Origin of the sequence: Sporobacter termitidis DSM 10068 (assembly GCF_900130065.1) — a bacterium.
Taxonomy (GTDB): domain Bacteria; phylum Bacillota; class Clostridia; order Oscillospirales; family Oscillospiraceae; genus Sporobacter; species Sporobacter termitidis.
Map to the genome: position 1 here is coordinate 18,311 of NZ_FQXV01000006.1, position 18,063 is coordinate 36,373.

Below are 18,063 nucleotides of genomic sequence, written 5' to 3' on the forward strand. Positions count from 1 at the left end.
TTGTTTCGCGCCGCTGTGTGTAACATACTGCCGCGCCGGGAAGGCTCCCTCCTTCAGTCGCCGCGGGCGACAGCTCCCTCGTCTGAGGGAGCCGGGGAAAAACGCGGCCCCAAAAAAGCCTCCCTCGGTCGAGGGAGGTGGCGCGGCGAAGCCGCGGCGGAAGGAGTGAACTTGTTTCGCGCCGCTGTGTGTAGCATGCTGCCGCGCCGGGAAGGCTCCCTCCTTCAGTCGCCGCGGGCGACAGCTCCCTCGTCTGAGGGAGCCGGGGAAAAACGCGGCCCCAAAAAAGCCTCCCTCGGTCGAGGGAGGTGGCGCGGCGAAGCCGCGGCGGAAGGAGTGAACTTGTTTCGCGCCGCTGTGTGTAGCATGCTGCCGCGCCGGGAAGGCTCCCTCCTTCAGTCGCCGCGGGCGACAGCTCCCTCGTCTGAGGGAGCCGGGGGAGGACGGGAATATATGAAAAAGTTTAAAATATATACAGTTCTGCTATTGCTGCTGCCGTCCCTGTTTTTAAGCGGCTGCGCCGGGCATGCGGCAGATAAGAACGGCGACTTTTCATTAAAAATCTATACGGATAAGAACAAATACAGCGCGGGCGAATTGATAGACTGCTACGCCACGCTCCAATATACGGGAAACGCCGATAACGCCACCTTATACGTTGACAGGCCTATGGTTGTTTTTGCCGTCAAAAGCAGCGACGGATATCTGGGCGGGTTGAGATTGCTGATATGCGCCAAAGAGGAATTTAAAAAAGATGAGATAAGAAAGTTTGCTTACGAAAAGAACGGCGGCTATGATGAAAAAAGCCCTGATTGGATCAAAGAGTTCGTAAATAGCAAGGACTTGACCTTGCCCAAGGGGAAATATACTCTTATCGCTGATTTTAAATATTCTTATTCGGATAAAGGCGATATGGAAACGCTGGAGGCCGCAAAGACGATCACCGTCAAATAAGGCTTCAGCGCCGGCGGCGGCCGGTGGATTTCGGGTCCAGCGGGGTCAGGAGCCTGACGGCCGGGAGCTCCTCCCCGGCGCCCAGGCTGCAGATATCCTCCGCCACCTGCAGGGTTTTTACCAGCGTGAGCTTGGCAAACCCGTAATTCTGCTGCTCGATATCCTCGAGCGCATCCAGCATGCCGCCCATCAGCGTCTTATACATCGCCGCGTGATCTACCATTTGTAACCCTCCATATACAATTTCTCAATGAAGGCCTGCCCGAGAGGCCGCGGTTTTTTACTGCCTGAACTTCTCATTTCCTCTACCGCTTAACTTTCGCGGCCCCTCAAGGCTTCCCCCATCGAGAAATAACAAACGCGGTGTAGGATAACACCCTACACCGCGAAACATGCGCAACGCAAGAATACAACACCACCTTGCCAAAATGAGGAAAGGGTATTATAATTCTGGTTGGTACAGCTTTGCTGTTGTGTACGGATGCCTTAACATCCTGCACAGGTCATGGGGTGTTCCCGCACCCCATGACTGCCGCATTTATTATTCTCGATAGGGTAATATTAACGCTATTGGGAGAAAAATGCAAGAGGATATTTTAGAGGGGTCCCCGCCGGGCAGGCGGGGGCTTTTTTGTTGATTATTGTTGGATAAGGGAATATACTCCAAGGTGGGGTTGACGCACATTATAGCAACAATGGGAAGTTGAATAATGTAAAATCTCCAACTAATGAATCTCCAGGCCAGGAATCAAGGAGGATCGGGAGATTGTGGGGTTACTTGAAATGTGCATAACAGAATCTTCTGATTTTCCCACAATGAAAAGCCGGAGATGGAGCCAAATTGATAGTCTCGTAGTTAAATCAGGTTTTCAAAACTGCCATATAGGACCATTACTTCTTGAGAAAGCAAAAGAGTGGTCAAAGTCCAATAATATTGATAGAATTGAATTAAAAGTCTATTCATTCAATTTAGATGCAACCCGGTTTTATACTGGAAAAGGATTTTTGGAATTAAGCAAGACAATGTTTCTGGATTTGTGAAACAGTGATTATCCGCTGAATAATCCTCGTATGTTTATTATATACAGGCCAACCAAATTTTGATTATAAATTGTTGAGGTTGAATCTATGTCAGAACGAATGCCAGCATTGTTTGTCGGGCACGGGTCACCCATGAATGCCATTGAGGATAACCAGTATTCAAAAGCCTGGGCTGAAATCGGCAAGCACATAATAAAACCCGAAGCCATTCTATCCATATCAGCCCATTGGTTTACGAAAGGAACGAAAATAACGGACGCCCCTAAGCCTGAGGTTGTTTATGATATGTATGGCTTTCCCGAGGCACTGTACCGTGTCGTATACCAGCCTCATGGATCGCCAGAGCTCGCCCATGAAACAAAGGCGCTGATCAGCAGAGACGTAAAAATTGACAACAGCTGGGGTATTGACCATGGCACATGGTCCGTTTTACGCAGAATGTACCCGAATGCTGATATTCCTGTTTATCAACTAAGTGTTGATGCCGACGCTAATGCCGAGGCCCATTTCAAAACAGGCCGTGAGCTGTCCGTTCTGCGCGATAAGGGCGTAATGATCTTCGGCAGCGGCAACGTGGTGCACAACCTGTCGCGGGTCAACTGGGACATGGATGGCGGTTATTCTTGGGCATCGGAGTTTGATGGGTATGTCAAAGGCAAGATAGTTGACGGCAAATATGACGATGTTCTGGACTATAGTAAAGCCGGACCATCAGCAGCGATGGCCTTTCATACACCAGACCACTTCGATCCGCTTTTGTATGTTCTGGGCGCGTCCGATAAAAGCGACAAGCTTACGGTCTTAAACGATTCGTGTACTCTGGGCGCGTTGTCTATGACTTGTTATCTATTTGAATAAAACAAATATTTAATTATGTAGTGCCCATCACCCATAATAGCAGGAGCAGCAAGAAAAACGTCCTGTTATGTTTAAACCATGTAGCGAAGGCGGAAGCTAGTATTTAAGATAATTCACAATCAAAAGAATTTCTGCTAATTGGAGGTTCTCCCCAATGTATGAGCTAAATCAGGTCGGGACAAACAGTTATTACATACAAGGTCCAGCAAAGATTGGTATTGTTAAGCTCAACGATACGGATGTATGTCTTATCGACAGCGGAAACGATAAGGACGCCGGACGAAAAGTCAGGCAGATACTGGACGCCAATGGCTGGAAGCTGACGGCGATCTATAATACGCATTCTAATGCCGATCATATCGGCGGCAATAAGTATTTGCAGACTCAAACCGGATGCAAAATTTATGCGTCGGGTATTGAGTGCGATTTTACAAATCACCCGCTTCTGGAGCCGTCTTTTCTATACGGCGGGTTCCCGCCAAAGGACTTGAGACACAAATTCCTGATGGCGCAGGAAAGCAGCGCGGAGTCTCTGGCAGAGGATATTCTCCCTGTAGGGATGAGCAGCATACCTCTGCCGGGCCATTTCTTTGATATGGTGGGTTTCAGAACCGCGGATGATGTCGTTTTTCTGGCCGACTGCCTGTCAAGTAAAGAAACGCTGGAAAAATACCAAATCGGATTTATCTATGATGTAGCCGCCTATCTTGACACCTTGGAAATGGTGAAGACCTTAAAAGCGGCGGCGTTCATCCCTGCCCACGCGGAAGCCACAGACAGCATTGCCCCGCTGGTTCAGATCAACATTGACAAGGTTCATGGAATAGCGGATAAGATACTTGAAATCTGTAAAAAGCCGATTATCTTTGAGAAGGCTTTGCAACAGCTTTTCAATGATTATGGTTTAACAATGAACTTTGAGCAATATGTACTTGTTGGCAGTACAGTTCGCTCATATCTTTCCTGGTTAAAGGATACCGGACGAATAGCGGTAATTTTTGAAAATGGGCAGTTACTTTGGGCAGCAATCGAGTAAAACTACCCTATCAATTTATTTAAGATAATAAGCATACCGGGAAATTCCGCCAGGTTGATGAACTGCGCATTATGTTTAGGCAAATGTAACAGTCGCTATGAAATAGTATCACACAATTACGGAGAGTAGAGCTATGGAGAAATTTGAATATAAGACACTGTTTATCGATGTGAAAGGCGTATTCGGAGGTAAGGTGGATCAAAGCACATTTCAGGATGAATTGAATGAGTTGGGTTTACAGGGATGGGAACTGGTCAACACTGTTGCCGCTGCTCAAAGCTATGGAAGTACAAGGTGTATTATTTCAGTTTTTAAACGCAAGCTGCAATAAAACATGTGATCCAACTTGTCAAAGGCATCATCCCATACGCATCTTGCATCACCCAAAGGCGCCGGACGGCGCCTTTTTGCTTTAATCTCACGGCGGGGCGTGCTATAATGTAGCTAACTACCTAATCAATAGCATTGGAGGTTATCCTATGTATAAGCTTGACCCGGTGACGCCGCGGGTGGCGGCGATGCGGGAGAGGTACAGGAGCACGAAGCCGGAGATTTGTACGGCGCGGTACCGGCTGGTGACGGAGTTTTATATGGCGCACCCGGAGCTTGAGGGCATATTGAAACGGGCGCTCAATTTTAAGAACATCTGCGAAAACATCCCCGTGCGCATTGACGACGGGGAGATCATCGTGGGCGGGCAGTCGGGCAAATACCGGGCCACGGCGATCTATCCGGAAAACTCGGCCATCTGGATCAAGGAGGAGATTGAATCGCGGATGGTGTCCACCAGGGACATCGACCCGTATATCATCTCGGAGGAGGACAGGGACTACGTCCTCAAAACCATCGACTTCTGGCTGACGGAGTGCCTGTCCGGCAAAATCATGAGCTACATGCCGGCGTACCTGAAGGACCACGCCGTGAACGGCGTCACCATGTACGGGCTCTTCGGCGCGGGGCACCAGTGCGGCTCGCCGGTGGGCCACTTTACCGGCAACCACTGGACGGCCACGAACGTCGGCTTCGGCGCGATCAAGTCGGAGGCCGAGGCGAAAATGCGGGAGCTGGAGGAGCGCGGCATTTTTGGGGAATCCATCGACCAGTATAACTTTTACCGGGCCGTGTCCATCGTCTGCGAGGGCATGCTCACGCTGACAAAGCGGTACGCGCGCCTCGCGGAGGAAAAAGCGGCGGCGGAGACGGACCCCAAGCGGAAACAGGAGCTTGTGAAAATGGCGGACGCGCTGAACTGGTGCATGGAAAAGCCGTGCCGCACTTTCCACGAGGCGCTGCAGACGCTGTACATGTACCAAAACTGCATGTGCCTGGACGCCACCATGCACGGCATCAGCTACGGGCGGCTGGACCAGTATTTAGCGCCCTTTTACGAGGCCGACATCGCCGCCGGGCGCATCACCCACGAGGAGGCCCAGGAGCTTCTGGACCTGTTTTACCTCAAGGTGGCGGAGATGAACAAGCTGTGGAGCTACGGCGCGACGAAATCCGGCCCGGGCTATACCTCCGGCCAGCTGATGACGCTGGGCGGCGTGGACAAATACGGCCGGGACGCGTCCAACGACGTCACCTACATGATGCTCCAGTCGGCGGGGCGGCTCGTGCTGCACGATCCCCCGCAGGCGCTGCGCATCCACAAAGCCACGCCCGAAAAGCTCTGGGAGGCCGCCATCGAGACGACGAAAATTTCCGGCGGCGTGCCGACCTTTGAAAACGACGACGTGATCATCCCGGCGCTGATGGCCCGGGGGCGCCTGCCTCTGGAAAGCGCCCGGAACTACTGCCTCATCGGCTGCGTGGAGCCCTCCGGCTGCGGCGACGAATGGCCGGCCTGCGGCGGCTCCGGCACAGAGAGCTATATGAATCTCGCCAACGCCGTGCTGCTGGGCATCAGCGACGGACACTACAACGCGCCGTTCATGGGCGGCATGCCGTCCCGCTACAAACCGTCGGACGCCGGGAGGGCGCAGCGCCCGGCCCGGGCCGGCCTTCCCACCGGGTACCTCTACGAGATGGAGAACATCGAGCAGGTGCTGGAAGCCGTGAAAAAGCAGATCGAGTTCTTTGTAAAGCTGCACGCCAGCTGCACCAACGCCTTTGAATATCTGGCCCGCCAGCTTCTGCCGCTGCCCGTCGTGTCCTGCACGATCACCGGCTGCATGGAGAGCGGAAAGGACGTCATGTTCGGCGGCGCGCGTTACAATTCCACCGGCATCTCCGGCGTGGGCATCGGCAACGTGGCCGACAGCCTGGCCATGATCGAGCACCTGTGCTTCAAGGCGAAGAAGTGCACGACCCATGAGCTGTACGACGCACTGATGAACGACTGGAAGGGTTACGAGGACCTCCAGCGGTATATCAAGTCCCAGGCGCCCCATTACGGCAACGCCCTGAAGGACGTGGACAAATACGCCGGCTGGGCCGCCGGTGTCTTCGCCGACGCGGTCAACGCCTGCACGGGCCCCCGGGGCAAGTTCTCCGCCGGGCTGTACCCCGTCACCACCAACGTCATCTTCGGCCAGATGACCTCCGCCACGCCGGACGGCCGCTCCGCCGGTACGCCCCTGGCCGACGGCATCTCCCCCGTCCAGCAGATGGACACGACAGGCCCCACGGCGGTGCTCTCCTCCGTGTCGAACATCGACCAGGTCAAGTATCCCAACGGCACGCTTCTCAACATGAAGTTCCACCCCACGTCCCTGCAGGGCGAGGAGGGGGACAGAAAGCTCTCCAGCCTCATCCAGACGTATTTCGACCTGGGCGGCATGGAGATGCAGATCAACGTGGTCTCCGCCGAAACGCTCAAAAACGCCCAGAAGAAGCCCGAGGACTACAAAAACCTCGTCGTCCGCGTGGCCGGCTTCTCCACCTATTTCGTCGAGCTCCACGCCGACAGCCAGAACGACCTCATCAGCCGCACCGAGCTGGCAATGTAAGGCGCGGTCAAGTCAACAAACAGCGGGCGGGATGAAATCATCCCGCCCGCCGTCTCTTATTTGTCACTCGTCCTCGATGGGCTCGAAATGGATATGGACGTTTTCCAGCTGGCTCACGGCGCTTTTCAGCCGGCGCTTGATGTTGTCGGACAAAAGCTCCAGCTTGTCGACGGTGAACTCCTCCCGGACGCCGCAGTGCAGGAAGGTGGTGACCTTGCCGCCGCACCGGTACAGCCTGATCTCATGACAGTCCAGGTCGCCGCTGATGCCGTCCACAGCCTCTTTGATGCTGCCGACGAGGTCCGGCGCCGCGGCGGTGATCTCCTCGCTGGGCAGCGCCCGCTCGGCCCGCTCGAAGGACAGGTTGACGTTGTCGATACAGGGGATTTCGCTCTTGAGCCGGCCCATGATCTCGTGGGACAGGCCGTGGGTGGCGTTCAGCGTCAGGTTCTCCCTGACCTCGATGTGGGCCGTGACCTGCTTTTTCCCGTCCAGCTCGTAGACGTGGACGTTGTGGACGTTCAGGCAGTCCGGCACCTGGTCGACGATATTCTCCAGCGCCCTGTTGATATTGATGTCGTCGGGGCTCAGGGGCTCCACGGGGTACGTGCTGACCATGATGTCGCTGTTCGGGACGAGCACCGTGACCCTGTCCTTGATCTCGCCCACGAGCCAGTGGACGCTTTTGTGGTCCCGGAGGGCCTCGACCCCGATATTCAGGTCAATGTACTTGACGGCGCCGGAGGGCCTGATGCGGACCGACTCGATCTGGACCACGTCCGGGATCGCGGAGAGCTCTTTTTCGATCATTTCCTTCATGCCGCGGGGCGCCGTGTCCAGCAGAACGTCGATGGTCTCCCTGCCGAGCTTGAGGCTCACCCTGATGACAAGCACCGCCACGCCGAGGGCGGCAATGGGGTCGGCGTACCGGAGCGCCGGGATGTGGAAGGTCTCGCCGATCCAGACGCAGACAAGGCCCCCGGTGACGACGGCGGAGCTCCAGATGTCGCTGGAAAAGTGCAGCGCGTCCGCCTCCAGCGCCTGGCTGCCGTATTTCTTCGCCGCCCGCTTTAAAACCACGACCCTGGTGGAATTGACGGCGATGGAAACGGCCATCACCAAGGCGCCCCACAGCGCCCCGGTCATCTCGACGCTCTTGCCGAAAAAGAGCTTATCGATGGCCTCGTAGCCGATCCAGACGCAGGTGACGAGCAGCAGCACGGTTTCGATAAGCGCCGAGAAGCTCTCCATTTTCCCGTGACCGTAATGGTGCTGGGCGTCGGCCGGCTTGTCGGAAAAGCGGACGGCCAGGAAGGTGATCACCGTGGCCAAAAGGTCCAGCACCGAATGCAGCGCCTCCGAGATGATGCCCAGGGAGCCGGTGAGCACGCCGACAACGACCTTCATGGCCGTCAGGAAGGCCGCGGCAAAAATAGAGTTCAGGGCGGCGCTTTGTTTTTCACTGTTCAATCAAGACACGCTCCTGTATAAGTTCTCATGTCCCGGAGATAGAAGCTATCAGCCTGCGTTGCGCAAGCTATAAAAAATACCTGCGGAACATATCACTGTCCCGCAGGTACTGAATCCTGCTGCCCTAAGGCCCAGCCCCATGAACGAAACCGTTCATCGCCTGCTCAGTTTGTACTGTAGTAAAATGCAGTGCAAAGAGATAAGATTATACTATCACACATTTTTTGTCCATGTCAACATTTTATTGGCCCGGCGCGGCGTTTGCCCAGATCAAAAAGCGTCCAGAAAATCCTGCAGCGCTTTAAAATACTGTCCCACATGGACGCCGTCGGCCAGGGCGTGATTGACCTGGAGGGAAAGCGGCAGCAGCGTTCTGCAGCCGTCCGGATAGAATTTGCCCCACGATATGCGCGGGATCGAGTCGTCCTTGTCGAGCTTTATGGTATGCGATATGTGGGTGAACGCCACCCAGGGGACGCAGGTCAGATACACGAGGTCGTCCCGCGCCTCATCCCGGCCGTCACCGAACAGGCCCCGCTGCGTCCGCTCCTTTTCCCGGGCCGCTTTTATAAACGTGTCCATGTCGCCGTCCATGTCCACCGTTACGTATTTAAACAGCTCACTGTCCTTATCCAGGGACGTAAACGACGGATGCAGCCTGTCGTGCTCTATGACGGCGCCGTCTCTGAGCCTGTAACGGAGGTTCCGCACCCCGTTTGCCGCGGTGGTCGCGGCGAAAATCATGGCGTGGTAAAACGGCAGGCCGCCGCCTTTGACAAATTTGAGGAATTTCGATATGTCGACAGGCGCGCAGATATCGTACTGCGGATAATCCATCGTGCGGAAATGCGCAAAATGCTCTTTCCTGTCCCACGTGTCCATATCTATCGTCTTCATTGATACTCCCTCCGCGGATTCCGGTTTGCTGCAGCCGCATTATTTTTATCAGTTCACGGCCAGCAGCTTTTCGATATCCTTCTCGATCTTTTGAAGCTTGACGTCCGGGGAATAGCGCTTCAGGACGGCGCCGGTTTTATCCACCAGGAATTTTGTGAAATTCAGCTTGATGTCCGCCGTGCCGAAGAGCGCTTTTTTCTGCGCCTTCAGGTAGGTATAAAGCGGCGCTTCCCTGGGGCCGCTGACGTAGACTTTTCCAAACTGCGGGAATGTCACGCCGAAGCGCACCTTGCGCACCTTGTAGATCTCCTCCGCGTCCGCTTCCTGCTCCATAAACTGATAGCATGGGAAATCGAGAATCTCAAAGCCCTTGTCCTTATATCTGGTATAGAGAATCTGCAGCCCGTCGTACTGGCTGGTGTACGGGCAGCCCGTGGCGGTGTTGACGATGAGCAGCACCCTGCCCTTGTATCCTGTCAGAGCTACGTCTTGTCCGTTTTCATCTTTTACGGTAAAATCATAGATATCCATTTCCAATACCCCCATCTCATCATAAGTTACGGAGTACCGATATGTCAACACGCATTGCCCTCCCTCAGCTTCTGCCTCAGGCCCTTTTGGCCTGGTACAATAAAAATGCCAGGGCGCTGCCCTGGCGGAAGGATCGGGACCCCTACCGCGTCTGGGTCTCGGAGATCATGCTGCAGCAGACGGGCGCCGAGGTCGTGGCGCGGTATTATCCCCGTTTTCTCGAAGCGTTCCCGACGGTGCAGGCGCTGGCGGGGGCGGACGAGCACGCGCTCATGAAGCGCTGGGAGGGCCTCGGCTACTATGCCCGCGCCCGGAATATGCAAAAGGCGGCCCGGGTGATTGCTGAAAAGTACGCGGGCGTCTTCCCGGATACATATGAGGCGCTGCGGGAGCTGCCCGGCGTGGGCGACTACACCGCCGGCGCCGTGGCCTCCATCTGCTTTGACCGGCCGACCCCGGCCGTAGACGGCAACGTGATACGCGTCGTCGCCCGTATCGCGGGCATCGGCGACGAGATCACCGACGCGGTCAAAAAAAGTATCGCCGAGGCTCTGCGCGCGATCTATCCCACGGACAGGCCCGGCGATTTCACCCAGAGCCTGATGGAGCTGGGTGCCGTCGTCTGTCTGCCCAACGGGCAGCCCAGGTGCGCGCTCTGCCCGGCCGCCGGGCTGTGCGCCGCGCTGCGGGACGGTACCGCCCTGTCGCTGCCCGTCAAAAAGCGCAAGCCGGAGAAAAAGCGCGAGGAACGCACCGTTTTCCTGCTGTCCTGCGGCGGCAGCCTCGCGCTCCGGCACCGGGAAAACTCCGGCCTTCTGGGCGGACTTTGGGAGCTGCCGAACGTATCTGGCGCCCTGGACGAGGCCGGGGCGGTCCGGCAGGCAGAGGCCTGGGGGACGCGCCCCGCCGCGCTCATAAAAGCCCTGCGGCGCAGCCATATCTTTACCCATATCCGCTGGGACATGGTCTGCTACGAGATAGCGTGCCGGGAGAAAACGCCGGATTTCACCTGGGTCACCGCGCGTGAGCTGCGCGAGTCCTACGCGCTCCCCACGGCCTTCAGCAAGTTTTTGGACGGGGAAAAGGAATAATTTCCGCCGTTGGAGGCAGCGCGCCGCGCCGCGTCGGAAGGAGTGAATCTTGTTCCGCGCCGCTGTATGTAGCATGCTGCCGCGCCGGGAAGTTCCCTCCTTCAGTCGCCTCCGGCGACAGCTCCCTCGTCTGAGGGAGCCGGGAAGACGCGGAGCGAAAAAGCCTCCCTCGGACGAGGGAGGTGGCGTGGCGAAGCCGCGTCGGAAGGAGTGAATCTTGTTCCGCGCCGCTGTATGTAGCATGCTGCCGCGCCGGGGAAGCTCCCTCCTTCAGTCGCCTGTGGGCGACAGCTCCCTCGTCTGAGGGAGCCGGGGAAGACGCGGAGCGAAAAAGCCTCCTTCGGGCGGTTATACCGGGGTCCGGGGCAAAGCCCCGAATTCAACGGGGTCATAGGGGCGCAGCCCCTATACCTCTGTTGGGCGGGCGGGTGGGCTTTTTTCAGCCGAAGCGCATTTCAAGATACTCGATAAAGTCGGCGACGGCGCCGTCCTCGCAGGGGCAGACGACGACGTCGGCGACGCTTTTTACCTCGTCGGGAGCGCCCGACGGCGCGGCGCTGAGCGCGGAGGCGGCCAGGAGCTCCAGGTCGTTGTAATAGTCTCCGATGCTCATGATTTTGTCGTGCCCGATGCCGGTGAGGCCGGCGAGGATTTTAAGCGTCGTGCCCTTGGAAATGCCCTCCGGCAGCACCTCGTAATAGATCGGCCCTGAGAAAACATAGACGCAGCCGGCGTTTCCCATCGCCTCCACGTGCGCCGACAGCGCCCGCAGCCGATCGGTCTCGCCGCAGAAGAGGATTTTGTTGCAGTCGGCCGGCATATCGTCAAGATCCCTGTCGGTGGCGGTGATGCCCTGAAAGGCCACGTGCTCCTTGGTGTATTTGTTCTTATTGATGTAGTAGACATGCCCGCCGGAATAGATCTCGATGCCGACGTCCGGGAAGGCGGTTTTGACGTCCTTGATGATCCTGTCGTAATCCCGGGGCAGGAATTCGCTCCAAAGGAGCTTTTTTTCGCCGAAGTCGTAGATGCCGCCGCCGTTGTAGACGATGGAGGGTGTGTTTGTCGGGACGCGGGCGGCGAATTTTTCGCAGCCGAGAACGCTGCGGCCCGTGGCGAAGGCAAAGCGGCCGCCCTTTCCGGTGAACCGCTCGATGGCGGCGATGTTGCGCTCGGGTATGGCGCCCTTGCCGGTGACCAGCGTGCCGTCCAGGTCCGTGACCAGCAGGATGCCGCTCATTGAAGTGTCGTTCATAAAAAGCTCCGTTTTACAGTCATTTTTTATAAGCTATTATACCATATGGGACGGCCTCCCGTCATGGCCTCTTCACCGAATTTCATCCGCAGAAAATTCAGTGAAGTTAGAATATTTAGACATATTTTCATGATAATAAATGAATATGGCAGATAAAAGCTTTGCCTGTCACAAATCAGGGGGAAATCGTCATGTTGATGTATTACGGAAACAGAATGATGGGCGGCGGCAGATATATCAGCTACGGCTGGCAGGCGCTTGTATGCCTGGCCTTTCTGATCCTGATCGTCCTGGGCATCATTGCCCTTGTCAGGTATATCCGCTTTACCGGGCACGGACATAAAATCGAGATGCCCACCGTCAATCCGGCGCTCCAGATCCTGCAGGAACGCTACGCCAGGGGTGAGCTCTCGGACGAGGAATACAGGGTCAAAAAAGCGGAACTGCTCAAATAGTCCCTCATATATCAGTAAAGCCCGGCAAAAGCCGGGCTTTACTGATATATGAGGGCCGAAAGGGATCAGTCGGTTTTAAATTCCATATTGTTCTGCAAGCAGAGCCGGTGGGCGGCGAAACGGCCGGAGGCACCAGCGCCGGGGAGGCCGCCGGGCGGCAGTGTCCACATGCCGGCCATGATGAAGCCGTCCAGGCCGGGGAGCACGCCGGGATAGTACCGCGGCACCTCCTTGTCATTTTTGATCCAGGTCATCCAGGAGCCTCGCCAGGCGTTGCAGTAGCGCACATAGGTCATGGGGGTGACGACGTCGGTGACCTCGATCTTTCCGGCGATCTCGGGGTAGCACCTTGTCGCCTCGGCGATGGCGTCGGCCTCGAGCTTTTTCTTTTCGGCCTCGTATTTTTCCCTGTCGCCGTACAGCGCCTGCCAGTAGTCGAAATCCGCCAGGTAATAGCAGCCCAGCACCGTTTTGCCCGCGGGGGCCATGGTGCCGTCAAACCCGTAATGGGTGATCATGGCGCAGTCTCCGGCGATCCCTCCGGCAGTAAAGGGCGTATCGCGGCGCACCTCCAGCCCTCTGTATTTAAAAGGCACGTCGGCATCGACGCCCAGAAAGACAAGGGCGCTGGTGACCGTGGGGTACCTGCCGGGATGGCCGAACAGCTCCTTATAAACGGGCGGTGTGTATTTGTCGTCCAGCAGGCGTGTCAGCGTATGGTGACCGTCGGCGCAGGAGACGACATGGTCGGCCGCGATCTCCCGCCCATCCTCAAGCCGGATGCCGGCGGCCTTCCCGTCCCTGACGAGAATCTTATCGACCTTGGCGTTAAAATGCAGCCTGCCGCCCAGCGCCGCGAACCTTTTCGCCATCCGCTGGGCCAGCGCCCGGGAGCCGCCGCGCGGAAAGCCGCAGTCGCCGGCGTTCATGCCCGCCAGCGTCGTTACAAACGCCATGGCGGTATAATCCTCCGGGAAGGTGGCGAGCATCGCCCTGACGAGCAGCGGATTTTTGAATTCCGCCGTGAGGTCCTTCATGGACATGCCGTTGTAATGCGCGATTTTAGACATGCTGCCGAGATTTTTGGCCGCGAATTTCAGCCCGTCCCCGGCCGTCATCATATCCATCGGCCTATCCAGCGGCATCCCGAAGTCGCCCATCCGGCGCAGCGCGCCGCACAGCTTTTTTATAGCGGGGGCATCCTCCGGCGCAATCTCCAGAAAGTGCTTTTCGAGCTTGCCGGCATCCGTATAGAAATTGACCGCCGCGTCCCCCTCCTCATACCGCACATAAATGTCGTAATGCACGATCTCAACGGTATCGTCCAGCGCGCCGGTGTCCCGCCAGATTTTGTGGAGCGCGGTGCCGGGCTTTGAGCCGACCAGCCAGTGGAGGCAGCCGTCAAAATGATACCCCTTCCTGTCCCAGCCGGTGCACTCCCCGCCGGGGATGGTGTGCATTTCATAGATTTCCGTGTCAAACCCGTTTTTTTGCGCATAGACGCCGCAGGTGAGCCCGGCGATGCCCGCGCCGATGATAACGAGCTTTTTCATGGTTTTCCCCCTTATTATAAAATGATTGATTTATCAGTCAGTCAATTCCTAACACGTTTTTCCCGCCCGGACGCGCGCCGGGCGGGTATTGCTTCAGCCTTTTTTGATTATGCCAACGAGAATTTCAGGGTCCGGCATTTTGAAGTTCGACATGGACAGCTTGTAAATGGCCAGCCCCTCGATGGCCGCGAAGAAGGTGATCGCCATACCCATCGGGTCGCCCTCCCGGAGCTCCCCCGTCCTCTGCCCCTCGCGCACGAAGCCGGCAAGGGTCTGGACGGCGGTGTTCGAAATGTCCATCAGGCCCTTGATCTCGTCGGGCGCCTCCATCACCGAGGCGTGAACGACAATGAGAAAGTAATAGGCGGTGTCCTCATAGTCTTCTATGCTTTTCAGGATATAGCGGGCCGTCTGCCGGATCTTTTCGACCGGGGGGAGCGGCAGCTTGTCGACCATCAGCAGAGACTCCGAGGAGGTCGTCATCGCCCTTTTCAGCAGCTCGTAAAAAATCTCTTCCTTGGATTTGAAATAGTGGTAGACAAGTCCGTGGCTCATGCCGCCTCCGGCCACGATATCGCTGATCTTTGTGGCTGCGAAGCCTTTTGACGCAAAAACCTTGAGCGCCGCCGACAATATCTGTTCCCGCCGCTCGTCTTTGATGAGCGCGTTTTGTTCTTCATTTCTCGGACTCATGTACGCCTCCGTTGACTGACTCGTCTGTCAATCAAAATTTATCACATTATCTCGCCGCTGTCAACGGTTCGGGAAAATATAGTCAAATTTCTTTCCCGTGCCCGGTCAGGCACAATTCAGGGGCGCAACTCATATGCTGTAGTGTAGCATTCCATGCCCTCATGAATAATGCGTGAACGGAGGCAGCATCTTGAATCTCAACAGTCAATACGAATTTTATCCGCCGCAGCCGGATAACCCCACCGACGAGGAGCGGCATCTCCTGCTGAAATACGCGCTGACGCAGCGGGGCTGGCCGGAGGATATGCAGGCGATTCTCGAGCGGATGGCGCCGCCGCTCCCGATCACGTCAGCCGCACGGCCCGGCAGCTTTAAAAATATCCGTGTGGGCGTTATGGGCGGCGGGCTTGCCGGCCTGGCAGCCGCCTACGAGCTCCGGAAAATGGGGTTCGACATCACGGTTTTCGACGCGCTGACGGACAGAATCGGTGGGCGCGTCTATACATATTATTTTGGGAGCAGCCCCGGCCAGTACGGGGAGTTCGGCCCTATGCGCATCCCCGTATCCCACGAGACGGTATGGCATTATCTCCGGGAATTCGGGCTTAAGACATACCCCTTCATTCAGTACAATCCGCACGCCTTCATTTATCTCAGGAACACGCGGGCCCGCAACGACCGGGACGGCGCCGGCGTCAAGACGTCCATTTACCCCAGGTACGACCTGAGCCCCTGGGAGCGGGCCAAAAGCTGGCAGGAGCTTTTGGCCATCGGCACGGACAATCATCTCCTGCGCGCGTCGACGCGGGAGCGCATCGAGATCATCGAGGTCAAAGCGCGGTATTCGGAGAAGGCACTCCAGTGGATTAACAGGTCCAATCTCGCCATGATGGAGGCCGGGGGCCTCAGCCAGAGCGCCATCGATCTCGTCGCCAACTTCAACCCGCTTCTGGAGGGGAACCTGTACAGCAGCTTTATCGATTTCATTCAGGAGAGCTACCCCGCCGACATGTCCTACCTGTACGCCGTCGAGGGCGGCACGGCGCATCTGCCGGCGGCCTTTTACCGGACGTTTTTTGACGAAAATCCTTATTCCGACATCCCGAGGGATGCCGTCGGCCGCGTGACGTACAGGCCGGGCTGCCTGGTGACGGGCGTTTTCCTGAACGACGGCGGCACGGGCGTGACGCTCCGGTACGGACTTTTGTCGGGCGGGGAAAACGTCCGGGAAAGCTTTGATTACGTCGTCTGCGCCATCCCGTTTTCAACGCTGCGCAACGTGGAAATAAATCCGCTGTTCTCCGGCATCAAGATGCGGGCCATCCGCGAAGTGAACTACACGCCGGCGCAAAAAACGATACTGCACTGCAACTGGCGGTTCTGGGAAAAGCAGGGCATCGCCGGCGGCGCGTCCTATACCGACCTGCCCATTGGCTCCATCTGGTACCCCTCCGACCATACGCGGCTGATCGTCCACCCGGACGACGTGGCGGGCGATATTAGCCGCCTGCCGGCAGGCGAGCCGGGCGTGATGATCGGGTCGTTTAATTTCAATCTGGACACGACACGCCTCTTGAATCAGCCGGACGCCGTCCTGTCGGCGGAGGTCATCCGGGAGGTGGCCGCCGTCCACGGTCTGCCGGCGGATACGGTGGCCGCGGCCACACAGGCGATAAAATACGTCAACTGGAACCAGGAGCCTACCTTTCGGGGCGCGCTCGCCTTTTTTACGCCGGAGCAGAAGCGGATCTTCTCCTACGGCATGGCGCTGCCGGAATACGAGGGGCGCGTCTTTTTCGCCGGCGAGCACATTTCAGCCGTCCACCGCTGGATGCAGGGTTCCCTCCAGACCGGCATGCTGGCGGCCGACGCGCTCGTCAAGACCTTGACAAAACGGTGACCGCGCATCGCCTTCGGCATGGGCGGCGGGAGGATTCCCGCCGCTTTTTCCGCCGCCGGCCGCTCGTTATAAACAGAACTTTCGGGAAAAAATAAATAATCGAACGGCTTGTATTGATAAGCGCCGATTGTCTCGATATAATGATGCTGCAATGACGTTTAACCGCCGCAAAGAAGTGATTTTATATCCAACCGCTGCTCTATACGGAACTGAATATATTCTGCATGGCCATCCTTGTCCTGATTTACCTCAATACCCAGCGCCGTTGGGAGCAGATGCTCACCGAGCAGAAGCTCTTTATGCTGCTCGTCTATACCGAAGCCTTTATCCTGATCGTGGATTCGCTGATGTGGCTCCTCGACGGGCGGCCCGGGGCCCTGACGCGAAACATCTATATTGCCGTCACGGTCCTCTACTATATTTTGACGCCGGGTCTCTGCATGGTCTGGTATTTCTATGTGGACTTTCACGTGTACAAGGACGCCGGGCATCTGAAAAAAGTCCTGCTCCCGGCCGTCGCACCTGCGTTTATAAATCTGGTTCTGTCCGTACTGAGCGCCTTTAACGGCCTGCTGTTCTATATTGACGGCGGCAACGTCTACCACCGCGGCAGGCTGTTTTTCATCATGGCGCTCGCCGCGTTTTTCTACCTGGCGTACGCGTGGGTGCTGACGATTATCAGGCGCCGGGCAATCCCGAAGCAGTACTTTGTCCCTATCGCCGTTTTCTCGTTCTTCCCTTTTATCGGGGGCGTTGTACAATGGCTTTACTACGGCCTGTCGCTCATTTGGGCCTGCACCACGATCGCCACCCTGATCATCTTTATCAGCATCCAGAATATCCAGCTCTATACGGATTACCTGACCGGCCTGTTTAACAGGCGGCAGTTGGACAAGTACCTGCAGAGCAAGGGACAGCACGGCGAAAGCGGCCTTTTGGCCGGGCTCATGATCGACCTGGATTCCTTTAAGACCATCAACGATATGTACGGCCACAGCGCCGGAGACCAGGCCCTCATCGACACGGCGGAGCTTCTCAAAAAAACCTTTCGCAAAAATGATCTGATCGCCCGGTTCGGGGGCGACGAATTCGTGGTGGTGATGCACGTCCAGAGCAGGGACGACCTGCAAAAAGCCATCGACAGGCTCAACGAAAATGTCGCGCAGTTCAACGCGCAGGAACGGACCCCCTATACGATCAGCCTGAGCATCGGCTACGACTGCTGCTTTGACGACTCCGTCAACGCCAAGGATTTTCTGAAGCACATCGACGATCTGATGTATCAGCATAAAAATATCGGGCCCGACGGCAGGCCGCCGCAAGACGGCGCCTGACGGCGTCACAATCAAAAAACGGAAGGAGACGCGCCGCAGCGCCG

At 56.7% G+C, this 18,063-nt stretch carries 17 protein-coding genes and 1 riboswitch; of the genes, 10 read left to right on the forward strand and 7 right to left on the reverse strand.

Translation table 11 applies throughout. The features are described from left to right. Complete coding sequence (locus BUB60_RS19765) at positions 1-954, forward strand: hypothetical protein (RefSeq protein WP_207650766.1); 954 nt, start codon at positions 1-3, stop codon at positions 952-954. A gap of 4 nt (positions 955-958) precedes the next feature. Here the strand turns inward: BUB60_RS19765 and BUB60_RS09525 are convergent, their stop codons facing one another. Further along, complete coding sequence (locus BUB60_RS09525; protein ID WP_073078206.1) at positions 959-1,177, reverse strand: hypothetical protein; 219 nt, start codon at positions 1,175-1,177, stop codon at positions 959-961. Between the two features lie 524 nt (positions 1,178-1,701). Here BUB60_RS09525 and BUB60_RS09530 point away from each other — a divergent pair. From BUB60_RS09530 to BUB60_RS09550, 5 genes are all read left to right on the forward strand, one after another. Then, positions 1,702-1,995, forward strand: coding sequence for a GNAT family N-acetyltransferase (locus tag BUB60_RS09530; RefSeq protein WP_278277492.1), 294 nt, complete (start codon positions 1,702-1,704; stop codon positions 1,993-1,995). Positions 1,996-2,082: 87 nt separating this feature from the next. Continuing rightward, positions 2,083-2,853 (forward strand): 4,5-DOPA-extradiol-dioxygenase, encoded by a 771-nt coding sequence (ygiD, locus tag BUB60_RS09535; protein ID WP_073078211.1) that lies wholly within the window; start codon positions 2,083-2,085, stop codon positions 2,851-2,853. A gap of 154 nt (positions 2,854-3,007) precedes the next feature. Then, positions 3,008-3,889 carry an MBL fold metallo-hydrolase gene (locus BUB60_RS09540; RefSeq protein ID WP_073078213.1) on the forward strand — a complete coding sequence of 294 codons (882 nt, stop codon included), beginning with the start codon at positions 3,008-3,010 and terminating at the stop codon, positions 3,887-3,889. A 133-nt stretch (positions 3,890-4,022) separates the two neighbouring features. Next, a complete protein-coding gene (locus BUB60_RS09545) occupies positions 4,023-4,220 on the forward strand; it encodes a DUF4177 domain-containing protein (protein WP_073078216.1) in 198 nt (65 codons plus the stop codon). 148 nt (positions 4,221-4,368) lie between these two features. Beyond that, complete coding sequence (locus BUB60_RS09550; RefSeq protein WP_073078218.1) at positions 4,369-6,840, forward strand: glycyl radical protein; 2,472 nt, start codon at positions 4,369-4,371, stop codon at positions 6,838-6,840. A 63-nt stretch (positions 6,841-6,903) separates the two neighbouring features. Here the strand turns inward: BUB60_RS09550 and BUB60_RS09555 are convergent, their stop codons facing one another. The 3 genes from BUB60_RS09555 to BUB60_RS09565 form a co-directional block, all read right to left on the reverse strand. Further along, entirely contained in the window at positions 6,904-8,310 is a 1,407-nt protein-coding gene (locus BUB60_RS09555) for a cation diffusion facilitator family transporter (RefSeq protein WP_073078221.1), read from the reverse strand. Positions 8,311-8,403: 93 nt separating this feature from the next. Further along, a riboswitch (NiCo riboswitch) is annotated at positions 8,404-8,488 on the reverse strand. A 92-nt stretch (positions 8,489-8,580) separates the two neighbouring features. Next, on the reverse strand, positions 8,581-9,207 hold the full coding sequence (locus tag BUB60_RS09560; RefSeq protein WP_073078223.1) for a chloramphenicol acetyltransferase: 627 nt from the start codon (positions 9,205-9,207) through the stop codon (positions 8,581-8,583). 48 nt (positions 9,208-9,255) lie between these two features. Continuing rightward, positions 9,256-9,738: a glutathione peroxidase gene (locus tag BUB60_RS09565; protein ID WP_073078225.1), complete on the reverse strand. Its 483-nt coding sequence runs from the start codon at positions 9,736-9,738 to the stop codon at positions 9,256-9,258. Positions 9,739-9,779: 41 nt separating this feature from the next. On the opposite strand from BUB60_RS09565, the gene mutY reads away from it, so the two are divergent. Continuing rightward, positions 9,780-10,829, forward strand: coding sequence for an A/G-specific adenine glycosylase (mutY, locus tag BUB60_RS09570; protein ID WP_073078228.1), 1,050 nt, complete (start codon positions 9,780-9,782; stop codon positions 10,827-10,829). Positions 10,830-11,268: 439 nt separating this feature from the next. On the opposite strand, the gene BUB60_RS09575 is transcribed toward mutY, so the two are convergent. Further along, positions 11,269-12,084, reverse strand: a complete 816-nt coding sequence (locus tag BUB60_RS09575) for an HAD-IIB family hydrolase (protein WP_073078230.1) — start codon at positions 12,082-12,084, stop codon at positions 11,269-11,271. A 191-nt stretch (positions 12,085-12,275) separates the two neighbouring features. On the opposite strand from BUB60_RS09575, the gene BUB60_RS09580 reads away from it, so the two are divergent. Beyond that, positions 12,276-12,539 carry an SHOCT domain-containing protein gene (locus tag BUB60_RS09580; RefSeq protein WP_084726382.1) on the forward strand — a complete coding sequence of 88 codons (264 nt, stop codon included), beginning with the start codon at positions 12,276-12,278 and terminating at the stop codon, positions 12,537-12,539. 65 nt (positions 12,540-12,604) lie between these two features. On the opposite strand, the gene BUB60_RS09585 is transcribed toward BUB60_RS09580, so the two are convergent. Both BUB60_RS09585 and BUB60_RS09590 read right to left on the reverse strand, forming a co-directional pair. Continuing rightward, complete coding sequence (locus tag BUB60_RS09585) at positions 12,605-14,092, reverse strand: phytoene desaturase family protein (protein ID WP_073078232.1); 1,488 nt, start codon at positions 14,090-14,092, stop codon at positions 12,605-12,607. A 93-nt stretch (positions 14,093-14,185) separates the two neighbouring features. Then, positions 14,186-14,785 carry a TetR/AcrR family transcriptional regulator gene (locus tag BUB60_RS09590; protein WP_073078234.1) on the reverse strand — a complete coding sequence of 200 codons (600 nt, stop codon included), beginning with the start codon at positions 14,783-14,785 and terminating at the stop codon, positions 14,186-14,188. Positions 14,786-14,975: 190 nt separating this feature from the next. On the opposite strand from BUB60_RS09590, the gene BUB60_RS09595 reads away from it, so the two are divergent. Both BUB60_RS09595 and BUB60_RS09600 read left to right on the forward strand, forming a co-directional pair. Beyond that, on the forward strand, positions 14,976-16,685 hold the full coding sequence (locus BUB60_RS09595; protein WP_073078237.1) for a flavin monoamine oxidase family protein: 1,710 nt from the start codon (positions 14,976-14,978) through the stop codon (positions 16,683-16,685). Positions 16,686-16,909: 224 nt separating this feature from the next. Next, positions 16,910-18,019, forward strand: coding sequence for a GGDEF domain-containing protein (locus BUB60_RS09600; protein ID WP_084726383.1), 1,110 nt, complete (start codon positions 16,910-16,912; stop codon positions 18,017-18,019). The last annotated feature ends 44 nt before the right edge of the window (positions 18,020-18,063 follow it).

Excerpts from the sequence above, each read along its gene's own strand:
- BUB60_RS09525 (WP_073078206.1), bottom strand. The coding sequence starts at position 1,177 with ATGGTAGATCACGCGGCGATGTATAAGACGCTGATGGGCGGCATGCTG.
- ygiD (WP_073078211.1), top strand. The coding sequence starts at position 2,083 with ATGTCAGAACGAATGCCAGCATTGTTTGTCGGGCACGGGTCACCCATG.
- BUB60_RS09540 (WP_073078213.1), top strand. The coding sequence starts at position 3,008 with ATGTATGAGCTAAATCAGGTCGGGACAAACAGTTATTACATACAAGGT.
- BUB60_RS09545 (WP_073078216.1), top strand. The coding sequence starts at position 4,023 with ATGGAGAAATTTGAATATAAGACACTGTTTATCGATGTGAAAGGCGTA.
- BUB60_RS09550 (WP_073078218.1), top strand. The coding sequence starts at position 4,369 with ATGTATAAGCTTGACCCGGTGACGCCGCGGGTGGCGGCGATGCGGGAG.
- BUB60_RS09560 (WP_073078223.1), bottom strand. The coding sequence starts at position 9,207 with ATGAAGACGATAGATATGGACACGTGGGACAGGAAAGAGCATTTTGCG.
- BUB60_RS09565 (WP_073078225.1), bottom strand. The coding sequence starts at position 9,738 with ATGGATATCTATGATTTTACCGTAAAAGATGAAAACGGACAAGACGTA.
- mutY (WP_073078228.1), top strand. The coding sequence starts at position 9,780 with ATGTCAACACGCATTGCCCTCCCTCAGCTTCTGCCTCAGGCCCTTTTG.
- BUB60_RS09575 (WP_073078230.1), bottom strand. The coding sequence starts at position 12,084 with ATGAACGACACTTCAATGAGCGGCATCCTGCTGGTCACGGACCTGGAC.
- BUB60_RS09580 (WP_084726382.1), top strand. The coding sequence starts at position 12,276 with ATGTTGATGTATTACGGAAACAGAATGATGGGCGGCGGCAGATATATC.
- BUB60_RS09585 (WP_073078232.1), bottom strand. The coding sequence starts at position 14,092 with ATGAAAAAGCTCGTTATCATCGGCGCGGGCATCGCCGGGCTCACCTGC.
- BUB60_RS09590 (WP_073078234.1), bottom strand. The coding sequence starts at position 14,785 with ATGAGTCCGAGAAATGAAGAACAAAACGCGCTCATCAAAGACGAGCGG.
- BUB60_RS09600 (WP_084726383.1), top strand. The coding sequence starts at position 16,910 with ATGGCCATCCTTGTCCTGATTTACCTCAATACCCAGCGCCGTTGGGAG.